The following is an 18,770-nucleotide window of genomic DNA, read 5'->3' as shown; positions in this document are numbered from 1 at the left end:
AAGTTTATTGTATTTCATAAATTACCGGCGCAGTTCTAGGCAACAAATAGCTTCCTGCTCCTACCAATTTAGTCTTGATTTCTGAGATGGTAACTTGATCTCCTCTTCCTACTTTGGAAAGTACTGATTTACATTGTGGGTTCAATTTATTACCAACAACCACAACGGTAGGCTGCCCGGTCACTTTAAAATTAAATCCAACAACATCTAAACCTACTTCGAAGTCAAAATCGACTAATTTGGCTCCCACAGTTGAAATCTCTAAACTTGATTTAGGCCCTTTTACCACGCCCATCTCACCTCTGATTGTTCCTGTTGGACCAGGAATTCCTTTAATTCTATAGGTTTTTTTGTCTGAAACAATAGAATTATCTGGTAGTGTACCAGTTACATTAATGACTACCTCAGTTCCTGCACCTGGACGCATACTGTATTGCCCCGGTGTTCCTGTCGGTGCTAATCCTGGCGCAGTAGCTTTTACTTTATCAGCAGAAATTCCAGCGAATGAAATGGTCATTGGGTTTACAACGCCACGATAAACTACGTTCATTTTATCGGCAGAAATAGTAGCAGATTTTGGTCTGGCTACAACCACGTATTTGTCTTTAATGGGTAAGCTAATCACTTTTCCGTTTTCGTCAAAGTTGAAAGAACCACTAATAGGATGTTCTCCAATATTTCCCGAGCCAAAAGAGAAATTTGCTTGACCTGCTTGGGCTTGAACGCTAGATCCATTTACCACAACAGATTTTGCAGTTAGTGAAGGATCAAATTTTCCTAAAATAATTTTGCCTTTGACGGCTTCACCTTGAAAGAAAACTGACTTTTCAAGTACCACAATCGGCTGATAGGCCGTTAGCGAGGCTGCCGCCACTAAATCTGATTGAAACATGCCAGTCATCACATCGCTTTCGGTCGTTTTGATATCAGCTTGCAATTGGGTCAACTTTGTAATTGTGGCAATTAGTGGAAAACCGTGATAGTTGTACTCCATCCAAGAAATTTTTGCTCCTGCTTTAGGTGAATAAATAGGACTCACGTCAAAACGTTTTTCTATTTTTTTCATTTCTATTTCGGCAATCGAACTCCCTCCAATTTTCTTAATTTCAGCGGGAAATTCTTGAATTTTTGTAAAAAATTCTTTTCCTTTCTTGGATAATTTTTCTTGGTCGAAAAACATTCTATCAATCAAATCACCTTTGTCCATTTCTTCAAATGGGTAATTTCCAGAAGCATCTTTGGGGTATTTTTTGGTTACTTCAACTTTGATACTCTCAATATAATCTGAAAATTCTTTAGAAATTTTTCTAATCTTTTCAACTTTTTCTTTTTTATCACCGTATTGCCCTGGTTGATCGGTTGCTTTTTGAGCCAATTGCAAAAAAGAAGATTCATTCCTACTGTCTGTAAGCGAATTCGACTCTACAATTTTATTATTTAAAATTCCAAACGCTGATAAAACTTCTTTGGACATATTTAATGCTAACATCGCGATAAAAACCAAGTACATTAGGTTAATCATCTTCTGTCTAGGACTTAACTTTCCTGCTGCCATATTTTCTAGTAATTAGTTATTGTTTTTATATCGTCAGAACTAATTATCCTCTATTATTCATTGCAGAAAGCATTCCTCCATACACAGTATTCAATGAAGACAAGTTGGATGTCAAAGATTGCATTTGCTCTTTTAATTTGATATTATTTTCAGCAACTTCTTGATTGATTTGTGCATTCCTTGAAGCGCTTTCTAATTGAATTTTGTACAAGCTATTTAAGGATTCCATTTGAGCAGCTGCTAAGCTTAATTCTTCGCTGTATTTTTTAGTGGAGGCCACTGAATCAACAGTTGGAGATATTGCTTTAGCTGCAGATTCGAAATTTTTGATACTATTTCCTAAACTTGACATCAATTCTCCGTCAATTTTAGCGTCTTTTAGCATTGCATCTAATTTTTTAGACAATAAGCCTTGTGCATCTTCTGTAGGCGCATCCACTTTAGCAACTTTTTTACGAGCTTCTCCGTTGGCCAATTCAGGGTAAACCAATGTCCAATCCAAGTCGTCATCTACAGGTTCAAATGCGGACAGGGCAAAAATCCCAGCTTCAACAACAAGACCAATGGTAAGCATCAAGTTCCCTGTGATCGGTCCCAATTCTAAGTGAGTAATTTTGAATAAAGCTCCAATAATTACTACTGCTGCTCCCATTCCGTATGCAAAATTCATCTTTTGTTTGCTTATTAATGCCATAATTTTTAGTTTTTAGGTTAATTTAATTTGATTTCGGTTCTTTTATTTTTTCTTTTTATTTTTTTCGGTTGATTGGGTTCCCATATAATCTTGAACAGTTCTGAATCCGATGAAACTTCTGGCTGAATCAGCATATTCAAAAGTTCTGGTACTTACTTGTAGGAAGTAAGCAACATCTTTCCACGAACCTCCACGAACTACTTTACGTTTGTTTGAAGTATCGGTATTGTTTGGATTCATTGAGGACAGATATTCATAGGCGTTCGGATCGTAGGACGACTCGGTCCATTCTGCTACATTTCCAGCCATGTTATACAAGTTGTACCCATTTGGCTCGTAGGATTTGGCCTCTACGGTATAGAGCGCCTCATCCGCAGCATAATCGCCGCGCATTGGTTTGAAATTGGCCATAAAACAGCCTCTATCATTTTTAGTGTAAGGCCCACCCCAAGGATAAGTAGCTGATTCTAGACCGCCTCTGGCCGCATATTCCCATTCGGCTTCGGTAGGCAATCTGAAATTATTGACAAGGTCTCGACCTTTCTTCTGCGATTTAACGTACGTATTTTTATTCAAAGTTCTCCAAGCACAAAATGCTTTTGCTTGCTTCCAATTCACACCGACTACAGGATAATCGCCGTAGGCTTTATGCCAAAAATAATCGTTGTGCATTGGCTCATTGTAAGAATAGGAGAAATCTTTGATCCAAGTGGTGGTATCTGGATATACTTTTACTTGTTCGGTTCTAATGAAATCTTTTCTTTTACCCACTTTTGCTTTGGCAGCGGCCTGAATATCCATCCAAGAATATCTGAATTTCAATTTATCTACATCAATCGTTCTCAAACCATTGTAAGAAGCTTCGAGAGGCAAGTACATTGAATCCATCACTTCAGTGTAATATTCGTCTGGATACAATTTAGTATCTTTAATCAATTTCACTTTTCGGTTCAATTTTCTACCGGCATAGGGATCATCATCAGTCCCGATGCTATAATAATTATCATACATATATTTATCATAAGCAGTCATTTTCGCTGGATCTTGATCATTAAAAGCAAAATCACCGATACTTCCTGAGCTTTTTCCTTTTCCTTTTCCGTTTGCTGCACCAGCACCTGGTTTAATACCCGATTCTTCAGCCAAAATAGCCAAACGCACTCTCATAGTAGAATCTTTAACCCATTCTACGAACTGACGGTATTCTCTATTGGTAATTTCCGTTTCGTCCATATAAAAGGAACGAACTGTAACCGTTTTTGTTGTTGCATCACCCACACTAGCCACATCCGCATCGGGTTTTCCCATGATAAAAGAACCACCTGGAACTAAAGTCATTCCATAAGGTTTTTCAGGATGCCATTTTGCACCTTTTACACCGACTAACTCTCCTTTGTCGGATATTTTACCACATCCAATTAGTAAGGTTAAAATTGCAGTAAAAGCAATAAACTTCTTCATATTAATAGGGTTAATTATTCATTATTATTCAGTCCGTAAACCTATTTATTATTATTTAATAAAACAATTATTTAGAGTACTATTTATTCTATAGCCCAAAACTAAATTAAATTCGTTAAGAAAAAAATAATTTATCGATAAAATGCTAAAAATTACGATAAAAAACACAAAATATAATTTTACATAAGAATTAACTCACTATCAAGTCTAAAACTTTTTTTTGTATTTAATCTCTTTTAACCAATTTTTAGGTGTGTAAGCGCCGTTTTACAAGATGTTTTTTCGCTGCGCTTTCCACCATCTTTCGGGAATTTCATGATTACAAGCTCCCAAATACTCTTCATAAGAGCAAGGTAATAACGTACTTTTCTTTAACTTATTATTAGCAGTGGAAAGAAATGGTATTTCGATCCACCACCTATCGGTTTTATTGCTTTTATAAAATACCAATTCTTCTTCGAGCGGAATAATGTATTTTATATAATTTTCTCTGCTGCCAAAAGGATATTCGTTCGAACGATAATGATAGCCTTCGATAAAATACCAAATGATTTGGGCTATTAAAACGGATTCTTGGGCTGTATTATTGTGATTAAAAATACCCAAAAGCGACACTTTATCACTGATACCAGCATATCGAGACAAGGCACAAATTTCTTTTCCGTTAAAACCATTGGGCTCAAAACTAGTGAAATTAGCCGAATCACTGGATTTGACTGCTGTCAAGTCGAGACTTACCATATCGGCATCTCTAAAAACAGGTTCCGCTAAGGCAATAGTATTCGAAATTTCTCCCAAACGATAGGCTTCAAAAAATAATTTGTCAATCAAATCGATTTCTTCTTGTGAGTTATAATAGGTTTGATACCCAACATTGGCAAAATTAAAAAGATTGTTAGGCTCGTCTATAATAATTTTGGTCAAATAAGAGGAGGCCGAAACCGCATCTGATTCTTTACCAAAATCGAATTTACTGTCTATAGAAACCAAATTGACCATCTGTTCCAAATCGTCATAGCCTCTGTACAGCGCATACGTTAAGTCCTGAGAGCCACCAATTACTATAGGAATAATCTTCTTTTTAATCAAACTTGAAACTACTTTTTTTAGCGCAAAATGGGTGTCAGAAAGCGAGTTTCCGGGCAGAATATTTCCTAAATCCGCTATCGAAGCATCCCAGTTTCCGGGAAACAAAGCATACAATTCCCTACGAATTGCGGCTAAATCGACTTCGGCCGTTGGATTAATTTCACCTCTATTGTCTAAAACACCAATAATGGCAATTTTGATTTTATCTAAATCTGGAAAATCTTGAGCAGTATGAAAAACCACTTTACTCCCCAACTGTTGCGAAGAACAATTCTTGATGAGCTGAAGGATTTCAGCCTCTAGTGGTTTGAGAAAATCGAATTCCATAGTTTATTTCTCTTTCCTCTCTCCAACCGTCTCAGAAAGAGAGGCCGGAGTAATGGGAATAGGTTAGTATTATTTCTTTTTGCTTAGCGCTTTCTTAGCCGCTGGTTTTTTAGTAGCTGTCGATTTTTTGGCAGGCGTTTTTTTAGCAGGCGTTTTCTTGGCAATCATTTCTTGCACCTGTTCCAAAGTCAATTTTGAAGCATCGATATCTTTGCTCAATTCAATTTTTATTTTCCCTTTGGTAATCACCGATCGTCCCCAACGGGCTTTTTCGACCAATATACCTTCGGCTGTCCAATGATGCAACACCTTATCGATGTTTTTTTGCAACTTATCTTCAATCAATTCTACGATATCCGTTTGCGATAAATTATCGAAATTGTATTTCTTACTTACATTGATAAAAATACCATTCCATTTAATAAAAGGACCAAAACGACCGCTACCTTTTTGAACTCCTTCGCCTTTATAAGTAGCGATAGGTGCGTCGGCTTGTGCTTTTTCGTCAATTAATTCTTTAGCCCTTTCGAAGTTAACATCCAAAGGATTTTCGCCTTTTGGCAAAGAAACAAAGGCGCTTCCGTGACGGACATAAGGACCAAATCGACCATTGCTCACCTCTACTTCTTCTCCTTTGTAGCTACCCAAATTTTTTGGCAATAAAAACAAATCTAAAACTTCTTCTAGCGTGATGTTTCCAATATTTTGGTCATTCATCAAACTTGCGAATTTTTTCTCGTCGTCCTCAGCATCACCGATTTGTGCCATTGGGCCAAATTTCCCTAATCGAACCGAAACCGGTTTTCCTGTTTTAGGATCTGTCCCCAAGATTCGCTCGCCGCTTTCACGATCGGCATTTGCTTCAACATCGGCCACAGTTGGATGGAATTTATCGTAGAATTCCTGCATCATTTTTGCCCATTCGATATTCCCTTCTGCAATTTCATCAAAATCCTGTTCGACTTTGGCGGTGAAATTATAATCCAGAATATTTTCGAAATTTTTGACCAAGAAATCCGTAACAATAGTTCCAATATCCGTAGGAACCAATTTTCCCTTATCGGAACCGGTATTTTCTTTCAGGATTTTTTCGTCCAGCTTTCCTGAAGCTAAAGTCAGTTGCGTATATTTTCGTTCCTGTCCTTCAAGCGTACCTTTTTCGACATAATTTCTATTGATAATGGTCGAAATTGTTGGCGCATAAGTCGATGGACGACCGATTCCCAATTCCTCCAATTTCTTAACCAAAGAGGCTTCAGTGTATCTGGAAGCGGGGCGCGAATATCTTTCGGTAGCTGTGATATAATTGTTTTGCAGTTTTTCGTTGACTTTCATTGCGGGAAGCATACCTTCTTGCTCATCGTCATCGTCATCATTGCCTTCTAAATATACTTTTAAGAATCCTTCAAAAAGCAATACTTCGCCAGAAGCTGTGAATAGTTCACTGTGATTATTAGCAGCAATTTTTAGGTTGGTTCGTTCTAATTCGGCATCACTCATTTGCGAAGCCAAGGTTCTTTTCCAAATTAAATCATACAATCTGGCTTGGTCTCTGTCAATCTTTACGGTATGTTGTGACATATCGGTTGGACGAATTGCCTCGTGCGCTTCTTGCGCTCCTTTACTTTTGTTGGTAAAGGTTCGTGGCTTCGAAAATTCCTTTCCGTAAGATTTAATAATTTCCGCCTGCGCAGCCTCCATTGCTTCTTTGGACAAGTTCACGCTATCCGTTCTCATATAAGTAATGAGTCCAGCTTCATACAAACGTTGCGCTAATTGCATCGTGATTCCAACAGGCAAATAGAGTTTTCTAGCGGCTTCTTGTTGCAAAGTCGACGTCGTAAACGGGGCTGTCGGTGATTTTTTGGTAGGTTTAGTTTCTAAATCCGAAACCTTGTAAGTAGAGCCGATATTCTTTTTCAAGAAATCTTCGGCTTCTTTTTTGGTGTTGAAATTCTTTGGCAGTTTCGCTTTGAATGATTTTCCGGCTTCGTTCGTAAATTCGGCAACGACCGAATAGGACGCTACTGGAGTGAAATTCTGAATTTCTCTTTCACGCTCGACAATCAAACGAACAGAAACCGATTGCACACGACCAGCCGAAAGTCCACCTTTGACTTTTCGCCAAAGAACAGGTGACAATTCATACCCTACCAAACGATCTAAAACTCGGCGCGCTTGCTGAGCATTGACCAAATTATAGTCGATTTCGCGCGGATTATCAATAGCTTTTAGGATGGCATTTTTAGTGATTTCGTGAAAAACAATACGTTTGGATTTACTCTTGTCTAATTTTAATTCTTCGGATAAGTGCCACGAAATAGCCTCTCCCTCGCGGTCCTCATCACTGGCTAACCAAACCATTTCGGCTTTTTTGGCAAGTCCTTTCAACTTAGTAACCAAAGCTTTTTTATCGGCAGATACTTCGTATTTGGGTTTGAATCCATTGGCTACGTCTACACCAATTTCCTTAGAAGGCAAGTCGGCAATGTGCCCAAAACTGGACTCGACTTGGTAATCGCTTCCTAAAAATTTCTCGATTGTTTTTGCCTTTGCTGGGGACTCTACGATAACTAAATTCTTTGCCATAGGTATGTTTTTCTCGGACAAAAGTAGAAGTTTTTTTTAAATATCGCACTTTTGAGAATTTTAAAAATGAATTTTGTTTATTCAGCTACTCCTTGAATTGTTTTGAATTCGGAAATTTTTATCAAAATAATTTGAAAAAAATAGGCAAATCAGTCCTAATTAATGTGGCACTAATAACAATTACGATTTCTTCACATTCAAGCATCCTATTCCAAAATCCTAGTCTTCACCTCTTTGCTGTAATTTCGTCCAATTGGGATGGTATAGGAAAGAATTTGAATTCTATTTCCTTCGATAAATTTAACTTTGTCGATGGCAATCGTGTAGGATTTATGGATTCTAAGAAATCGCTCTGACGGCAATTCTTCCGACAAAGAAGTCAACGATTTATGGGTGATGTAGGTTTTGTCTAAAGTGACTACTTTGATGTACTCTTTCATCCCTTCGATAAAAAGAATTTCGTCGATATGTATTTTCACCATTTTTTTATCGACTTTGATAAAAATATGAGAATCCATTCGGACCGGTTCGATTTTAAGATTGTTTTTAACACTAAACTCGGTGGTGATTTTATTGATGCATTTGATGAATCTTGGCAAAGGAATGGGTTTCACCAAATAATCTAAGACTTCCAGATCATAACTTTCGGCTGCAAATTCTCGGAAAGCAGTAGTAATGACCACTTTCGGCTTATTTTCCATCAAACTGATCAACTCAAAACCCGTCATCATTGGCATATTGATGTCTAAAAACAAGGTATCAACAGAGTTATTATTGACAAAATCCAACGCCTCAAGGGAGTTATTGAATGTCGCAACAACTTCAAATTCAGGAAAATTGGCAAAATAATTTTGCAAGACTTTTATCGCCAAGGGCTCATCGTCAACCAAAACACATTTAATCTTCATTATATATAGGTATTTGCAAGCGGATGATGTAATAATTGAATTTCACTTGATGTTCAAGCGTATAATTGTTTTTGAAAATCAATTTGAGTCTTTTTTTCGTATTAGTCAAACCAATGCCTTTTGAGTTCATAAAACTTGGTGAATGTACAAAATTATTTATGATTTCGAACCGCAAGTAGCTACCAATGACTTTGCAGTTTATTTTTATTTTCAATTTATTATTGTGCAAACCGCCATGTTTAAATGCATTTTCAATCAGCGAAATGAATAATAATGGCGGCACCTTGACCTCATCGATATTCGATTCTAGATTGACATGCACCTCAACATCTTCGAAACGAAGTTTTTCAATTTCGATATAATTTTGGATATAATCGATTTCTTTGATCAAGGGAACCGATTTACTGCCTTGAATATCATATAAGACGTATTCCATCAATTTGGACAGTTTGATAATTACATTGGGCACTTTATCAGAAGACTCCAGCGACAAGGCGTACAAATTATTCAGCGTGTTGAAGAAGAAATGAGGCTGAATTTGATTTTTTAGGTATTTCAATTTAATTTTAAATTGTTCTTCTCTCAAAGCACGGTTTCGATCACGTTCTTTTAGCCAAGTCAAGGTCAAATATATGGAGGACGCCATGGCTAGAACATACAACTCTCCGATGCAAACCGCTACAATATGATTGATTTCAAAAGGTTGGTAATCTCGATTGGCTTCGGGCCAAATATTTTCTGAAACAATATAATAGGTCATTGCGGTTTTCAGCAAATAAACTACCATCAAACTCATTACAAGTGACAAAGCATACTTAAAATACTTTGACTTCAATACAAATTGGGGAACTAAAACAAACAAATTGAAATAGACCAAAGGAATATGCAAAGCAAATTCTACTAGATTCGATTTGAAAGAATACTCATAATCATTGAAATAAGCTCCCCAACGCAGAAAGTTAAGTAAAAAGTACACTCCCCAAAACCAAAAATGATTTTGAAGTTTTATTTCGAATTTCATTTCTTTTATTTTACTCATTGGCTAGCATACTTGCACAGTTCGAACGAAGGTCTTTAAAACTTTTGCAACTTTAAACAATTTGACAGCAATAATTGCCATAATCCACTAATAATTTACAAAAATAAACGAAATCGCTTCAAAACAAAAGCAAGAAAACGTTTTCGCAAAACACATTATTGAATGATAAATGTCGTTGGTTGAAATTTTACGACAGTTGGGAGAATTTTTTTTTTTTAGAAAAACCATCCCGATACTTTTACGCCATAACTAACAAATATAAATAAAAATGAAAAAAATTATTTTAATCTTTATGATTCTTTTTACCACGCAAGTGACCCTTGCCCAGGTAAAAACTGTCAAAGGAACTGTAAACGATGCCAATGGTTTACCAATCCCTATGGCCAATGTAAATGTGCAAGGTGAAACCAAAGGAACCACCACAGATATGGATGGTAATTTTACCATTCCTGTCGAAAAAGGAAAAACCTTGATCATTTCCTTCGTTGGACTTGAGTCGCAAAAAGTAGTCGTAACTGACGAAAACACCATCAAGGTACAACTAAAAGAAGGTTCTACCAATGCACTTACAGAAGTTGTTGTCACTTCATTGGGTATTAAAAAATCAAAAAAATCGGTTACTTCGTCGGTTCAAGAATTGAAATCGGAAGAATTGGTTCGTGTAAAAGATGCCAACTTGATGAATACTGTAGCGGGTAAAATTGCCGGTGTAGCAGTAACCAAGAGTGCTTCGGGAGCAGGTGGATCTACAAAAGTTGTTATCCGTGGAAATTCTTCGCTTACCAACAATCAACCGCTTTATGTTATTGATGGTGTGCCGTTGATGAGTTCAAGTTCTTCTCAACCCAACGAAACATTTGGTAGTTTAGCCGGAGGAAATACCGATGGTGGTGATGTTATCTCACTTTTGAACCCGGAAGATTATGAAGGAATGACCGTGCTAAAAGGTGCTTCTGCATCTGCATTGTACGGAAGCTTAGGAGCCAATGGAGTTATCTTATTGACCTCTAAAAAAGCAAAAGCTCAAAAATCTAATGTGAAAATTTCGTCTGTATCTACTTTTGAACAAGCGGCTTATTTACCTCAATTTCAAAATCAATATGTAGCCTCTTCGGCAGCTGGAGCTTCCACAACTTGGGGTAAAAATCCAGATGGAACCTACACTAAAGGTTCTTTCGAAAATGAAGTGGATGACTTTTTCAAAACAGGTTCCACTCAAATTACCTCTGTTGGATACACTGCTGGAACAGACAGTTCTTTTACAACTGTTTCCTATGCCAATACTACGGCAGCAGGAATTATCGAAGGCAATAAATTAAGCAAAAATAATTTTGCTATCAACCAAGTGAACAACTTCCTTGATGATAAATTAGTGGTTACTGCCAATGCTAATTATGTAAGTCAAAATATCAATAACCGACCTGTAAACGGATTCTATTTCAACCCAATTACAGCGGTGTATTCTATGCCAAGAGGCGGTCAAACTTTAGACTATTACAAACAAAATTTTGAAGTTTTTGATCCATCTAGAAATTTAATGGCTCAAAATTGGATTACAACTCCAAATGAAGATTCTCAAAACCCATATTGGTTGATCAAAAGAAATGCTTCAGTAAACAATGATCATTTTTTCAAAGGAAAACTAAGCGTAGATTATAAAGTAAACGAATGGTTGGATTTATCTGCTCGTTATAGCTATGACCGTTTAGAATCAGGTTTCGAAAAAGAAATATATGCTACTTCGGCTACTTCACTTTCTCACATCAATGGAACTTATATTAATGTAAACACCATTGGTACTCAAAACTACGGAGATTTATTAGCCAAATTCAACACCAAATTCAATGAAGATCTAAGCTTCAATGCTATTCTTGGAACCAGCTTTACTAAAACAGCCAATAGTTCTACAATTTTGAACTCAGGACGAGGCAGCGGAGGTTTAGTTTACGCTAACTGGTTTACTTTAGGAAATTTTGTAAACAACTCCGAAAACCAACAAGTAGCCGGTGGAAACAAAGAAATTCAATCTGTTTTTGCTACGGCAACTTTAGGATACAAAAACTATTTGTATCTAGATGTAACGGGAAGAAATGACTGGTCATCGACCTTAGTAAATACGGACACTAACTCGTATTTCTATCCTTCTGTAGGGGTAACTGGAATCATTAGCGAAATGACTAAAATGCCAGAATGGGTTAGTTTTGGTAAAGTACGTGCAAACTTTGCTCAAGTTGGTAACGATGTTCCTTCTTATTTGACTACACCTTCGTCAACTATTGTTGGAGGAATCCTTGTTCCGCCAGCAGTGGGACCTAGACCAGGTTCATCTTTGAAACCTGAAATGCAATCGGCTTGGGAATTTGGTACTGAGTGGAGAATGTTCAACAACCGTCTTGGTTTTGAATTCACCTATTATGATGCTACAACTGACAACCAATTGATTACTGTAGCTGCTCCATCTACTGATCCAAACGGATATGTAAACTACGCTTATAATGGTGGAAGTGTTCAAAACAAAGGAATCGAGATTATCTTGAATGGTAAAATCATCCAAAAAGAAAAATTCTCTTGGGATGCTACATTAAACTACTCTCAAAATAAAAACAAAGTAACTGGAATTCCATCTGAATTAGGAGGACAAATCGTTTTGACTCCTTCAGGATCGAACAACTACCGTTATGTGTTGAATGAAGGAAGACCTTTTGGTATCATCGAAGGAAAGAACATTTTGAGAAATGCTCAAGGTAAAATTGTATTGGATGGAACCGGAAATGTACAGTTAACAGACTGGGAAGAAGTGGGTAACGCGAATCCTGATTTTATGTTAGGTTTCTCTAACACTTTCAAATACGGTGCTTTCAATTTGAATGTACTTCTTGACGGAAGATTTGGTGGAGAAGTAATGAGTTTGACCGAAGCCATCAACGACTATAATGGAGTTTCTAAAAGAACTGGTGATGCTAGAAACAATGGTGGTGTAGTAAAAATCGATGCAGTGGCTGCCGATGGAGTTACTCCTGTTACTTCAATGGATGCTTTCCAATACTACAACAATGTTGGAGGAAGAAACAAAGCTACCGGAGAATACGTGTACGATGCAACAAACATCAGCGTGAGAGAGATTTCATTAGGGTATAATTTCAATACCAAAAAATTACCATTCTTACAGTCTGCTAGTTTATCATTAATCGCAAGAAACTTATTCTTTATCTACAAAGATGCTCCTTTCGATCCTAATATTGCTTTGAGTTCAGGTGAAGGTTTGCAAGGTGTTGATGTATATGGAATGCCTTCTACAAAAAGTGTAGGTCTAAATTTAAATGTAACTTTCTAATAACAGAATCATGATATTAAATAAAATAAAAACAACCGCTATCTGTATGACGTTGCTTTCGGCAATAAGTTGTACAACCGATTTTGAGAGCATCAATACCAATCCAGAAGGAGCTACAAATGCCCAATTGGAACAAGATTATAACACGATTAAAGCTCCATTTTCGCCAATGTTTAGCAATGTAATTTTGCTTACTGCTTGGCCATACCAAATTTTTCAAAACTTGCAAGGTGATATCTGGTCAGGTTATATGGCCACTCCAACAGGTTTTGCTAACGGTAACAATCCGCAATACAAATTAAACAATGGTTGGAACAACCAAGCTTGGGAGTCTGTATACAGAGGAGTGATGTCGAATGTATTGAAAGTAAAACAACAAGCCGAAGGTAAATATGATGAGTTTTATTATATTTCTTTGATTATCAAAGTGCAGGCAATGCATAGAATTGCTGACATTCACGGTCCTTGTGTGTACTCCACTTATGGTACGCCAAACACAACCGTTTTCTTGTATGATTCTCAAGAAGATGTTTACAAACAAATGTTTGCTGAATTGGACAAAGCTATTGTAGGTTTGACCCCTATTGCAAAAGCAAATATCGCCGGAAACAAAACTTCATTGTTTGCTTCATCTGACGTTTCTTCGTACGGTGGAGATTATAAACAATGGGTTAAATATGCGAACTCTTTGCGTTTGAGATTGGCGATGCGTATTGTAAAAGTAAATCCAACAGAAGCCAAAAAACAAGCAGAATTGGCTGTTGCCCACGAGTTTGGTGTTTTGATGACTAAAGCAGATACTTTTACATTGCAACCCAAAAACTACAGCAATCCGATCTCTGACATCAGTCAAGGTTGGGGCGATATCAAAATGTCTGCCGATATGGAATCGATTATGGGCGGATATAATGACCCAAGGTTGTCAGCCTTTTTCTTGACATCGAAACAATTTCCTGGAGAATACAAAGGAATTCGTACTGGTATCCAAATTGCTAATAAATCAGACCGTCAGGATTTCTCCTCTGTAAATACTAAAACTACAGTATGGATGACTACTGCCGAAGTGTATTTCTTAAGAGCAGAAGGAAAATTAAGAGGTTGGAATATGGGTTCTGGTACTGCGCAAAGTCTTTACGAAGCGGGTGTAGTTTCTTCATTCGAACAACACGGTATTTCTGGAGCGGCTACTTATTTAGCTTCAACAAGTTTGCCTAAAAACTATGTAGATCCAGTGGCGGCAGGTAACAATGCCAATGCAGTCAATTTAGTTCCAGTAAAATACAATGCTGCTGCCACTAACAAAGTGCAGTTGCAACAAATTATTACCCAAAAATGGATTGCTAATTTCCCAGAAGGACAAGAAGCTTGGTCGGAATACAGAAGAACTGGTTTCCCTAAATTGTTCCCAGTTGTGGTCAATGCCAGCGCCGGAACCATTGATTCTAACCTAGGAATCCGTAGAGTGAATTTTGTGGATTCAGAAAAAGCTGGAAACCCTCAAGGTGTAGCATCAGGACTTGTTAAATTAGGAGGTGCAGACAATGGTGGAACCAGACTTTGGTGGGATAAAGATGTTGAAATTATTCAAAATTAAGAATAGAGGACTATCGCAATGAGAAATTCCGATACAAATATTGAATTAGTTAATTAGTTGAAATTAATGGTATAAGTAATTCATTTGCTTATACCATTTTTTTAAAAAAAACTCGCTTTAAAAAAGCACAAAAACAAACCCAATGAGAACTGCTTTAGAAAACACACCAGACATTAGCTACAAAAGTCCGGGAAAATTTGAAGAAACAAGATTCGAGAAAATTCACAACGAAATTTTCAAAAACTCCGCCGAAGCTTCGGTTATCGTAGCGCGAGAAATAGCCCAATTGATCCAAGCCAAACAAGCCAAAAACAAACCTTGTGTTTTGGGTTTAGCAACGGGCTCTTCGCCAATCAAAGTGTATGAGGAATTGGTTCGTATGCACAAAGAAGAAGGATTAAGCTTTAGCAATGTGGTTACTTTCAATTTGGATGAATACTATCCAATGTCGAAGGAAAACAACCAAAGCTATTTCTATTTTATGCATCAGCATCTTTTCAATCATATCGATATTGATCCTGAAAACGTGAACATTCCCGATGGAACCGTTCCTTTCGAAGATTTGAATCAATATTGCATTGATTATGAAATGAAAATAAAAAGTGCCGGTGGACTCGATTTTCAATTGCTTGGTATCGGTCGAACAGGACACGTAGGTTTCAACGAACCGGGTTCCCATATCAACTCAGGAACTAGAATTATCACCTTGGACCACATTACCAGAGTCGATGCTTCCTTCGATTTTAATGGAATAGATTTCGTACCCAAACGAGCCGTAACAATGGGAGTTTCGACCATACTTCGCTCTAAAAGAATCGTTTTGATGGCTTGGGGACAAAACAAAGCCGAGATCATCAAAAGAACTATTCAAGGCGAAATCAGTTCTGAAGTCCCTGCGACATTTTTGCAAAATCATACTAATGCTACTTTTGTTTTAGACCAATCTGCAGCTTCTGAATTGACCCGATACAAAACCCCTTGGCTTGTGGGAGAATGTCTATGGACACCGGAATTGAAAAGCAAAGCAATTGTTTGGCTGTGCCAAAAAACCAATCAGTCCATATTGAAACTCACCGACAGGGATTACAACAACAATGGTATGTCCGACCTTTTGGCCTCGGGTGGTTCGGCTTATGATTTGAACATCAATATGTTCAACGTATTGCAACACACCATCACCGGTTGGCCCGGAGGAAAACCCAATACTGACGACAGCAACCGTCCCGAAAGAGCGAATCCAGCCAAAAAAAGAGTCATTCTATTCAGCCCTCATCCCGATGATGATGTGATTTCGATGGGTGGAACTTTCTCCAAATTAATCAAACAAGGTCACGAGGTGCACGTGGTGTATCAAACTTCCGGAAACATAGCCGTTACAGACGATGAAGCTTTGAAATTCGCCGAAGTATGCAACGATTTTGTGGGCGAAGACGAGAGCAAAATCAATTTCCAAGCGGTTATCGATTTCTTGAAAAATAAATCGGAGGATCAAATAGATTCTGTCGAAGTGCGCAAACTAAAAGGACTCATCCGAAGAAGAGAATCGTATGCTGCCGTTCGTTACATTGGCTTGAAAGACGAAAACACCCATTTTCTAGATTTGCCTTTTTACGAAACAGGACAGGTTAAGAAAAACCCAATTGGCGAGGAAGACATTGCCATTGTAGCAGATATTATCGAAAAAATAAAACCACATCAAGTTTTTGCGGCAGGCGATCTTGCCGATCCACACGGAACCCACGAAGTATGTTTGAACGCTATTTTTGCTGCTTTGAAAAGGCTGAAATCAAAACCTTATATGCGTGATTGTTGGTTGTGGTTGTACCGTGGCGCTTGGCACGAATGGGATTTGCACGAAATCGATATGGCAGTGCCATTAAGCCCTGACGAAGTAATGCTCAAAAGACACGCTATTTTGTACCATCAGTCGCAAAAAGACCGAGTGATGTTTCAAGGCAACGATTCCAGAGAATTTTGGGTTAGAGCCGAAGATAGAAACAAACACACCGCAAAATTATATGATGAATTAGGTCTCGCGGAATATGAAGCCATCGAAGCTTTTAAACGTTTTGATTATTAAAAAACGACACAAAATGAAATACATTTTCATCTTATTGCTGTCAAGCATTTTAGTCAACGCCCAGATTAAAACTGAAGCGTTACACCTAATGCCTTGGCCTCAAAAAATCAATCTAACTGATGGTAATTTTGCTTTAACCAAAAACTTTAAAGTAAACATTACAGGCAATCCAAATCCTCGAATTTTTGCAAGAACAACACAGTTTTTGCGAAGATTAGACGGGAGAACAGGGCTATTTTTCGAACAAGGTTTTGTGACTAAAATCAATGAATTCCCAACAGCTCAATTGCAAATCAATTGTGTTCAAAACGGAAAGATTGGCATCAACCAGGATGAAAGCTATCAATTAGAAATTAAATCTGATAAAATAAACATCAACGCTAGTTCCGATTTAGGAGCGATTCATGCATTGGAAACCCTATTGCAGCTGCTTCAAAACAATAGTACTTCTTACTATTTCCCAACGGCTACGATTTCGGATTTTCCGAGATTTACTTGGCGTGGATTGATGATCGATGCGGCTCGCCATTTTCAACCTATTGATGTTATCAAAAGGAATTTGGATGCGATGGCTGCGATGAAAATGAATGTTTTTCATTGGCATTTGACCGATGATCAAGGCTGGAGAATCGAATTGAAAAACCATCCTAAGCTAACGCAATTGGCATCGGATGGACAATATTATACGCAAGAAGAAATCAAAAATATCGTGCACTATGCCGATGAAAGAGGGATTCTCGTGGTTCCTGAAATAGACGTTCCGGGTCACGCTTCGGCGATACTTTCAGTTTATCCAGAAGTGGGAAGCAGAATAAAATTTGATCAAAACACCTATGCTGTCGAAAGAAATTCGGGAATTTTTACGCCAACATTGGATCCTTCCAATCCCAAAACCTATCAATTATTGAGTGAAATATTCGACGAAGTTTGTCCCCTGTTTAGCGGAAACTATTTTCACATTGGCGGAGACGAAAACGAAGGAAAAGACTGGGATTCGAATCCAAAAATTCAGGAATTCAAGAAGAAAAACAAGTTGGAAACCAATCACGACTTGCAAACCTATTTTACGATGCAATTGATTCCGATGTTGAAAAAACACAACAAAACCTTGATGGGTTGGGAAGAAATTATGACCAAAAATATGTCTAAAGAAGCTATCATTCATTCTTGGAAAGGAATAAACGAAGGAGTTCCTGCAGGACAATCGCTGACCACTGCTGCCAAAAATGGCTACAAAACAGTTTTATCCAACGGCTTTTATATTGATTTGATGCTTGGAGTAGAAAGTCATTATTTGAATGATCCAATGCCTAAAAACAGTACCCTTTCCGCTGAAGAAAAAGCACAAATTTTGGGCGGAGAAGCCACAATGTGGAGCGAATTGGCAACGCCAACAACAATAGATTCTAGAATTTGGCCCCGAACTGCCGCCATAGCCGAACGATTATGGTCCGATGAAAATGTGAAGGATTTGAAAAGTTTGTTCCAAAGAATGAATACTATTTCATTTCAATTGGAAGGCCTTGGAATCACGCACATCAGTAATAAAGGCGTGCTTTTGAGAAACATTAGCAACTATCAAAATACAGCTGCTTTAGAGGATTTTTCAAAAATTTGTGAACCGCTAAAAGTGTATTCACGAAATGCTGGAGGTACGGAATACAAGACCTACTCCCCTTTCACCCTATTTGCAGACGTTTGTACACCTGATGCCGTTGATGCCTTAGGTTTTAATGAAGCAGTAAGTAATTATTTGAAAAACAAAAGCACCGAAAACCAGATTCTGGTTACTGATTATTTAAAAAAATGGATTGATATCCATAGCAAACTGATGGCATTAAGCGCCAATGCGCCGCTGATTCAACCGCTTTTGCCCCTATCTAAAAGCGTAAGCGATTTGTCGGAACAACTGCTGTTAAAAATTGAAAAAAAGCAAGCTGTGAATCCAAATATAATGAACGATTTAGTAGAAAAATGCAATGCTAAAAATCATGCCGACGTAGAATTGGCGGTTTACAACAGTCTAAAAAAATTAAATTCGGCTGAGTAAAAATGATAGTGAAAAAGTTTAGTTAATTGAGTATTGATTAGTTTTGTTTA

11 protein-coding genes are annotated in these 18,770 nt (G+C 37.6%); 4 read left to right on the top strand and 7 right to left on the bottom strand.

What is annotated here, in order from left to right; genetic code table 11:
• Window positions 1-4 precede the first annotated feature (4 nt).
• The 7 genes from porM to E1750_RS13265 form a co-directional block, all read right to left on the bottom strand.
• The gene (porM, locus tag E1750_RS13295) at window positions 5-1,555 is read right to left on the bottom strand and encodes a type IX secretion system motor protein PorM/GldM (RefSeq protein ID WP_133277253.1); all 1,551 of its coding nucleotides are present in this window, start codon (window positions 1,553-1,555) and stop codon (window positions 5-7) included.
• Window positions 1,556-1,598: 43 nt separating this feature from the next.
• Window positions 1,599-2,249: a type IX secretion system motor protein PorL/GldL gene (gene porL / locus E1750_RS13290; protein ID WP_133277252.1), complete on the bottom strand. Its 651-nt coding sequence runs from the start codon at window positions 2,247-2,249 to the stop codon at window positions 1,599-1,601.
• 42 nt (window positions 2,250-2,291) lie between these two features.
• Window positions 2,292-3,710: a T9SS ring complex lipoprotein PorK/GldK gene (porK, locus tag E1750_RS13285; protein WP_133277251.1), complete on the bottom strand. Its 1,419-nt coding sequence runs from the start codon at window positions 3,708-3,710 to the stop codon at window positions 2,292-2,294.
• A 267-nt stretch (window positions 3,711-3,977) separates the two neighbouring features.
• Window positions 3,978-5,126 carry a formimidoylglutamase gene (locus tag E1750_RS13280; protein WP_133277250.1) on the bottom strand — a complete coding sequence of 383 codons (1,149 nt, stop codon included), beginning with the start codon at window positions 5,124-5,126 and terminating at the stop codon, window positions 3,978-3,980.
• A 69-nt stretch (window positions 5,127-5,195) separates the two neighbouring features.
• Window positions 5,196-7,715 (bottom strand): type I DNA topoisomerase, encoded by a 2,520-nt coding sequence (topA, locus tag E1750_RS13275; RefSeq protein WP_133277249.1) that lies wholly within the window; start codon window positions 7,713-7,715, stop codon window positions 5,196-5,198.
• Between the two features lie 206 nt (window positions 7,716-7,921).
• Window positions 7,922-8,623, bottom strand: coding sequence for a LytR/AlgR family response regulator transcription factor (locus E1750_RS13270; protein WP_133277248.1), 702 nt, complete (start codon window positions 8,621-8,623; stop codon window positions 7,922-7,924).
• Window positions 8,613-9,644, bottom strand: a complete 1,032-nt coding sequence (locus tag E1750_RS13265; RefSeq protein ID WP_394346300.1) for a sensor histidine kinase — start codon at window positions 9,642-9,644, stop codon at window positions 8,613-8,615. The genes E1750_RS13270 and E1750_RS13265 overlap by 11 nt, the downstream gene beginning before the upstream one ends.
• Window positions 9,645-9,930: 286 nt before the next feature.
• Between E1750_RS13265 and E1750_RS13260 the strand changes: the two genes are divergently transcribed.
• The 4 genes from E1750_RS13260 to E1750_RS13245 all read left to right on the top strand — a co-directional run bounded on the left by E1750_RS13260 (window position 9,931) and on the right by E1750_RS13245 (window position 18,720).
• Complete coding sequence (locus E1750_RS13260) at window positions 9,931-12,996, top strand: SusC/RagA family TonB-linked outer membrane protein (RefSeq protein ID WP_133277246.1); 3,066 nt, start codon at window positions 9,931-9,933, stop codon at window positions 12,994-12,996.
• Window positions 12,997-13,006: 10 nt separating this feature from the next.
• Window positions 13,007-14,590 carry a RagB/SusD family nutrient uptake outer membrane protein gene (locus E1750_RS13255; protein ID WP_133277245.1) on the top strand — a complete coding sequence of 528 codons (1,584 nt, stop codon included), beginning with the start codon at window positions 13,007-13,009 and terminating at the stop codon, window positions 14,588-14,590.
• A 142-nt stretch (window positions 14,591-14,732) separates the two neighbouring features.
• Window positions 14,733-16,670 (top strand): glucosamine-6-phosphate deaminase, encoded by a 1,938-nt coding sequence (nagB, locus tag E1750_RS13250; protein ID WP_133277244.1) that lies wholly within the window; start codon window positions 14,733-14,735, stop codon window positions 16,668-16,670.
• 13 nt (window positions 16,671-16,683) lie between these two features.
• Complete coding sequence (locus tag E1750_RS13245; RefSeq protein ID WP_133277243.1) at window positions 16,684-18,720, top strand: beta-N-acetylhexosaminidase; 2,037 nt, start codon at window positions 16,684-16,686, stop codon at window positions 18,718-18,720.
• The last annotated feature ends 50 nt before the right edge of the window (window positions 18,721-18,770 follow it).

The sequence above is a fragment of the Flavobacterium nackdongense genome (assembly GCF_004355225.1).
GTDB classification, from domain to species: domain Bacteria; phylum Bacteroidota; class Bacteroidia; order Flavobacteriales; family Flavobacteriaceae; genus Flavobacterium; species Flavobacterium nackdongense.
Note: the sequence above shows the minus strand (reverse complement) of the source record. Positions and strands in the feature narration are given on the sequence as shown.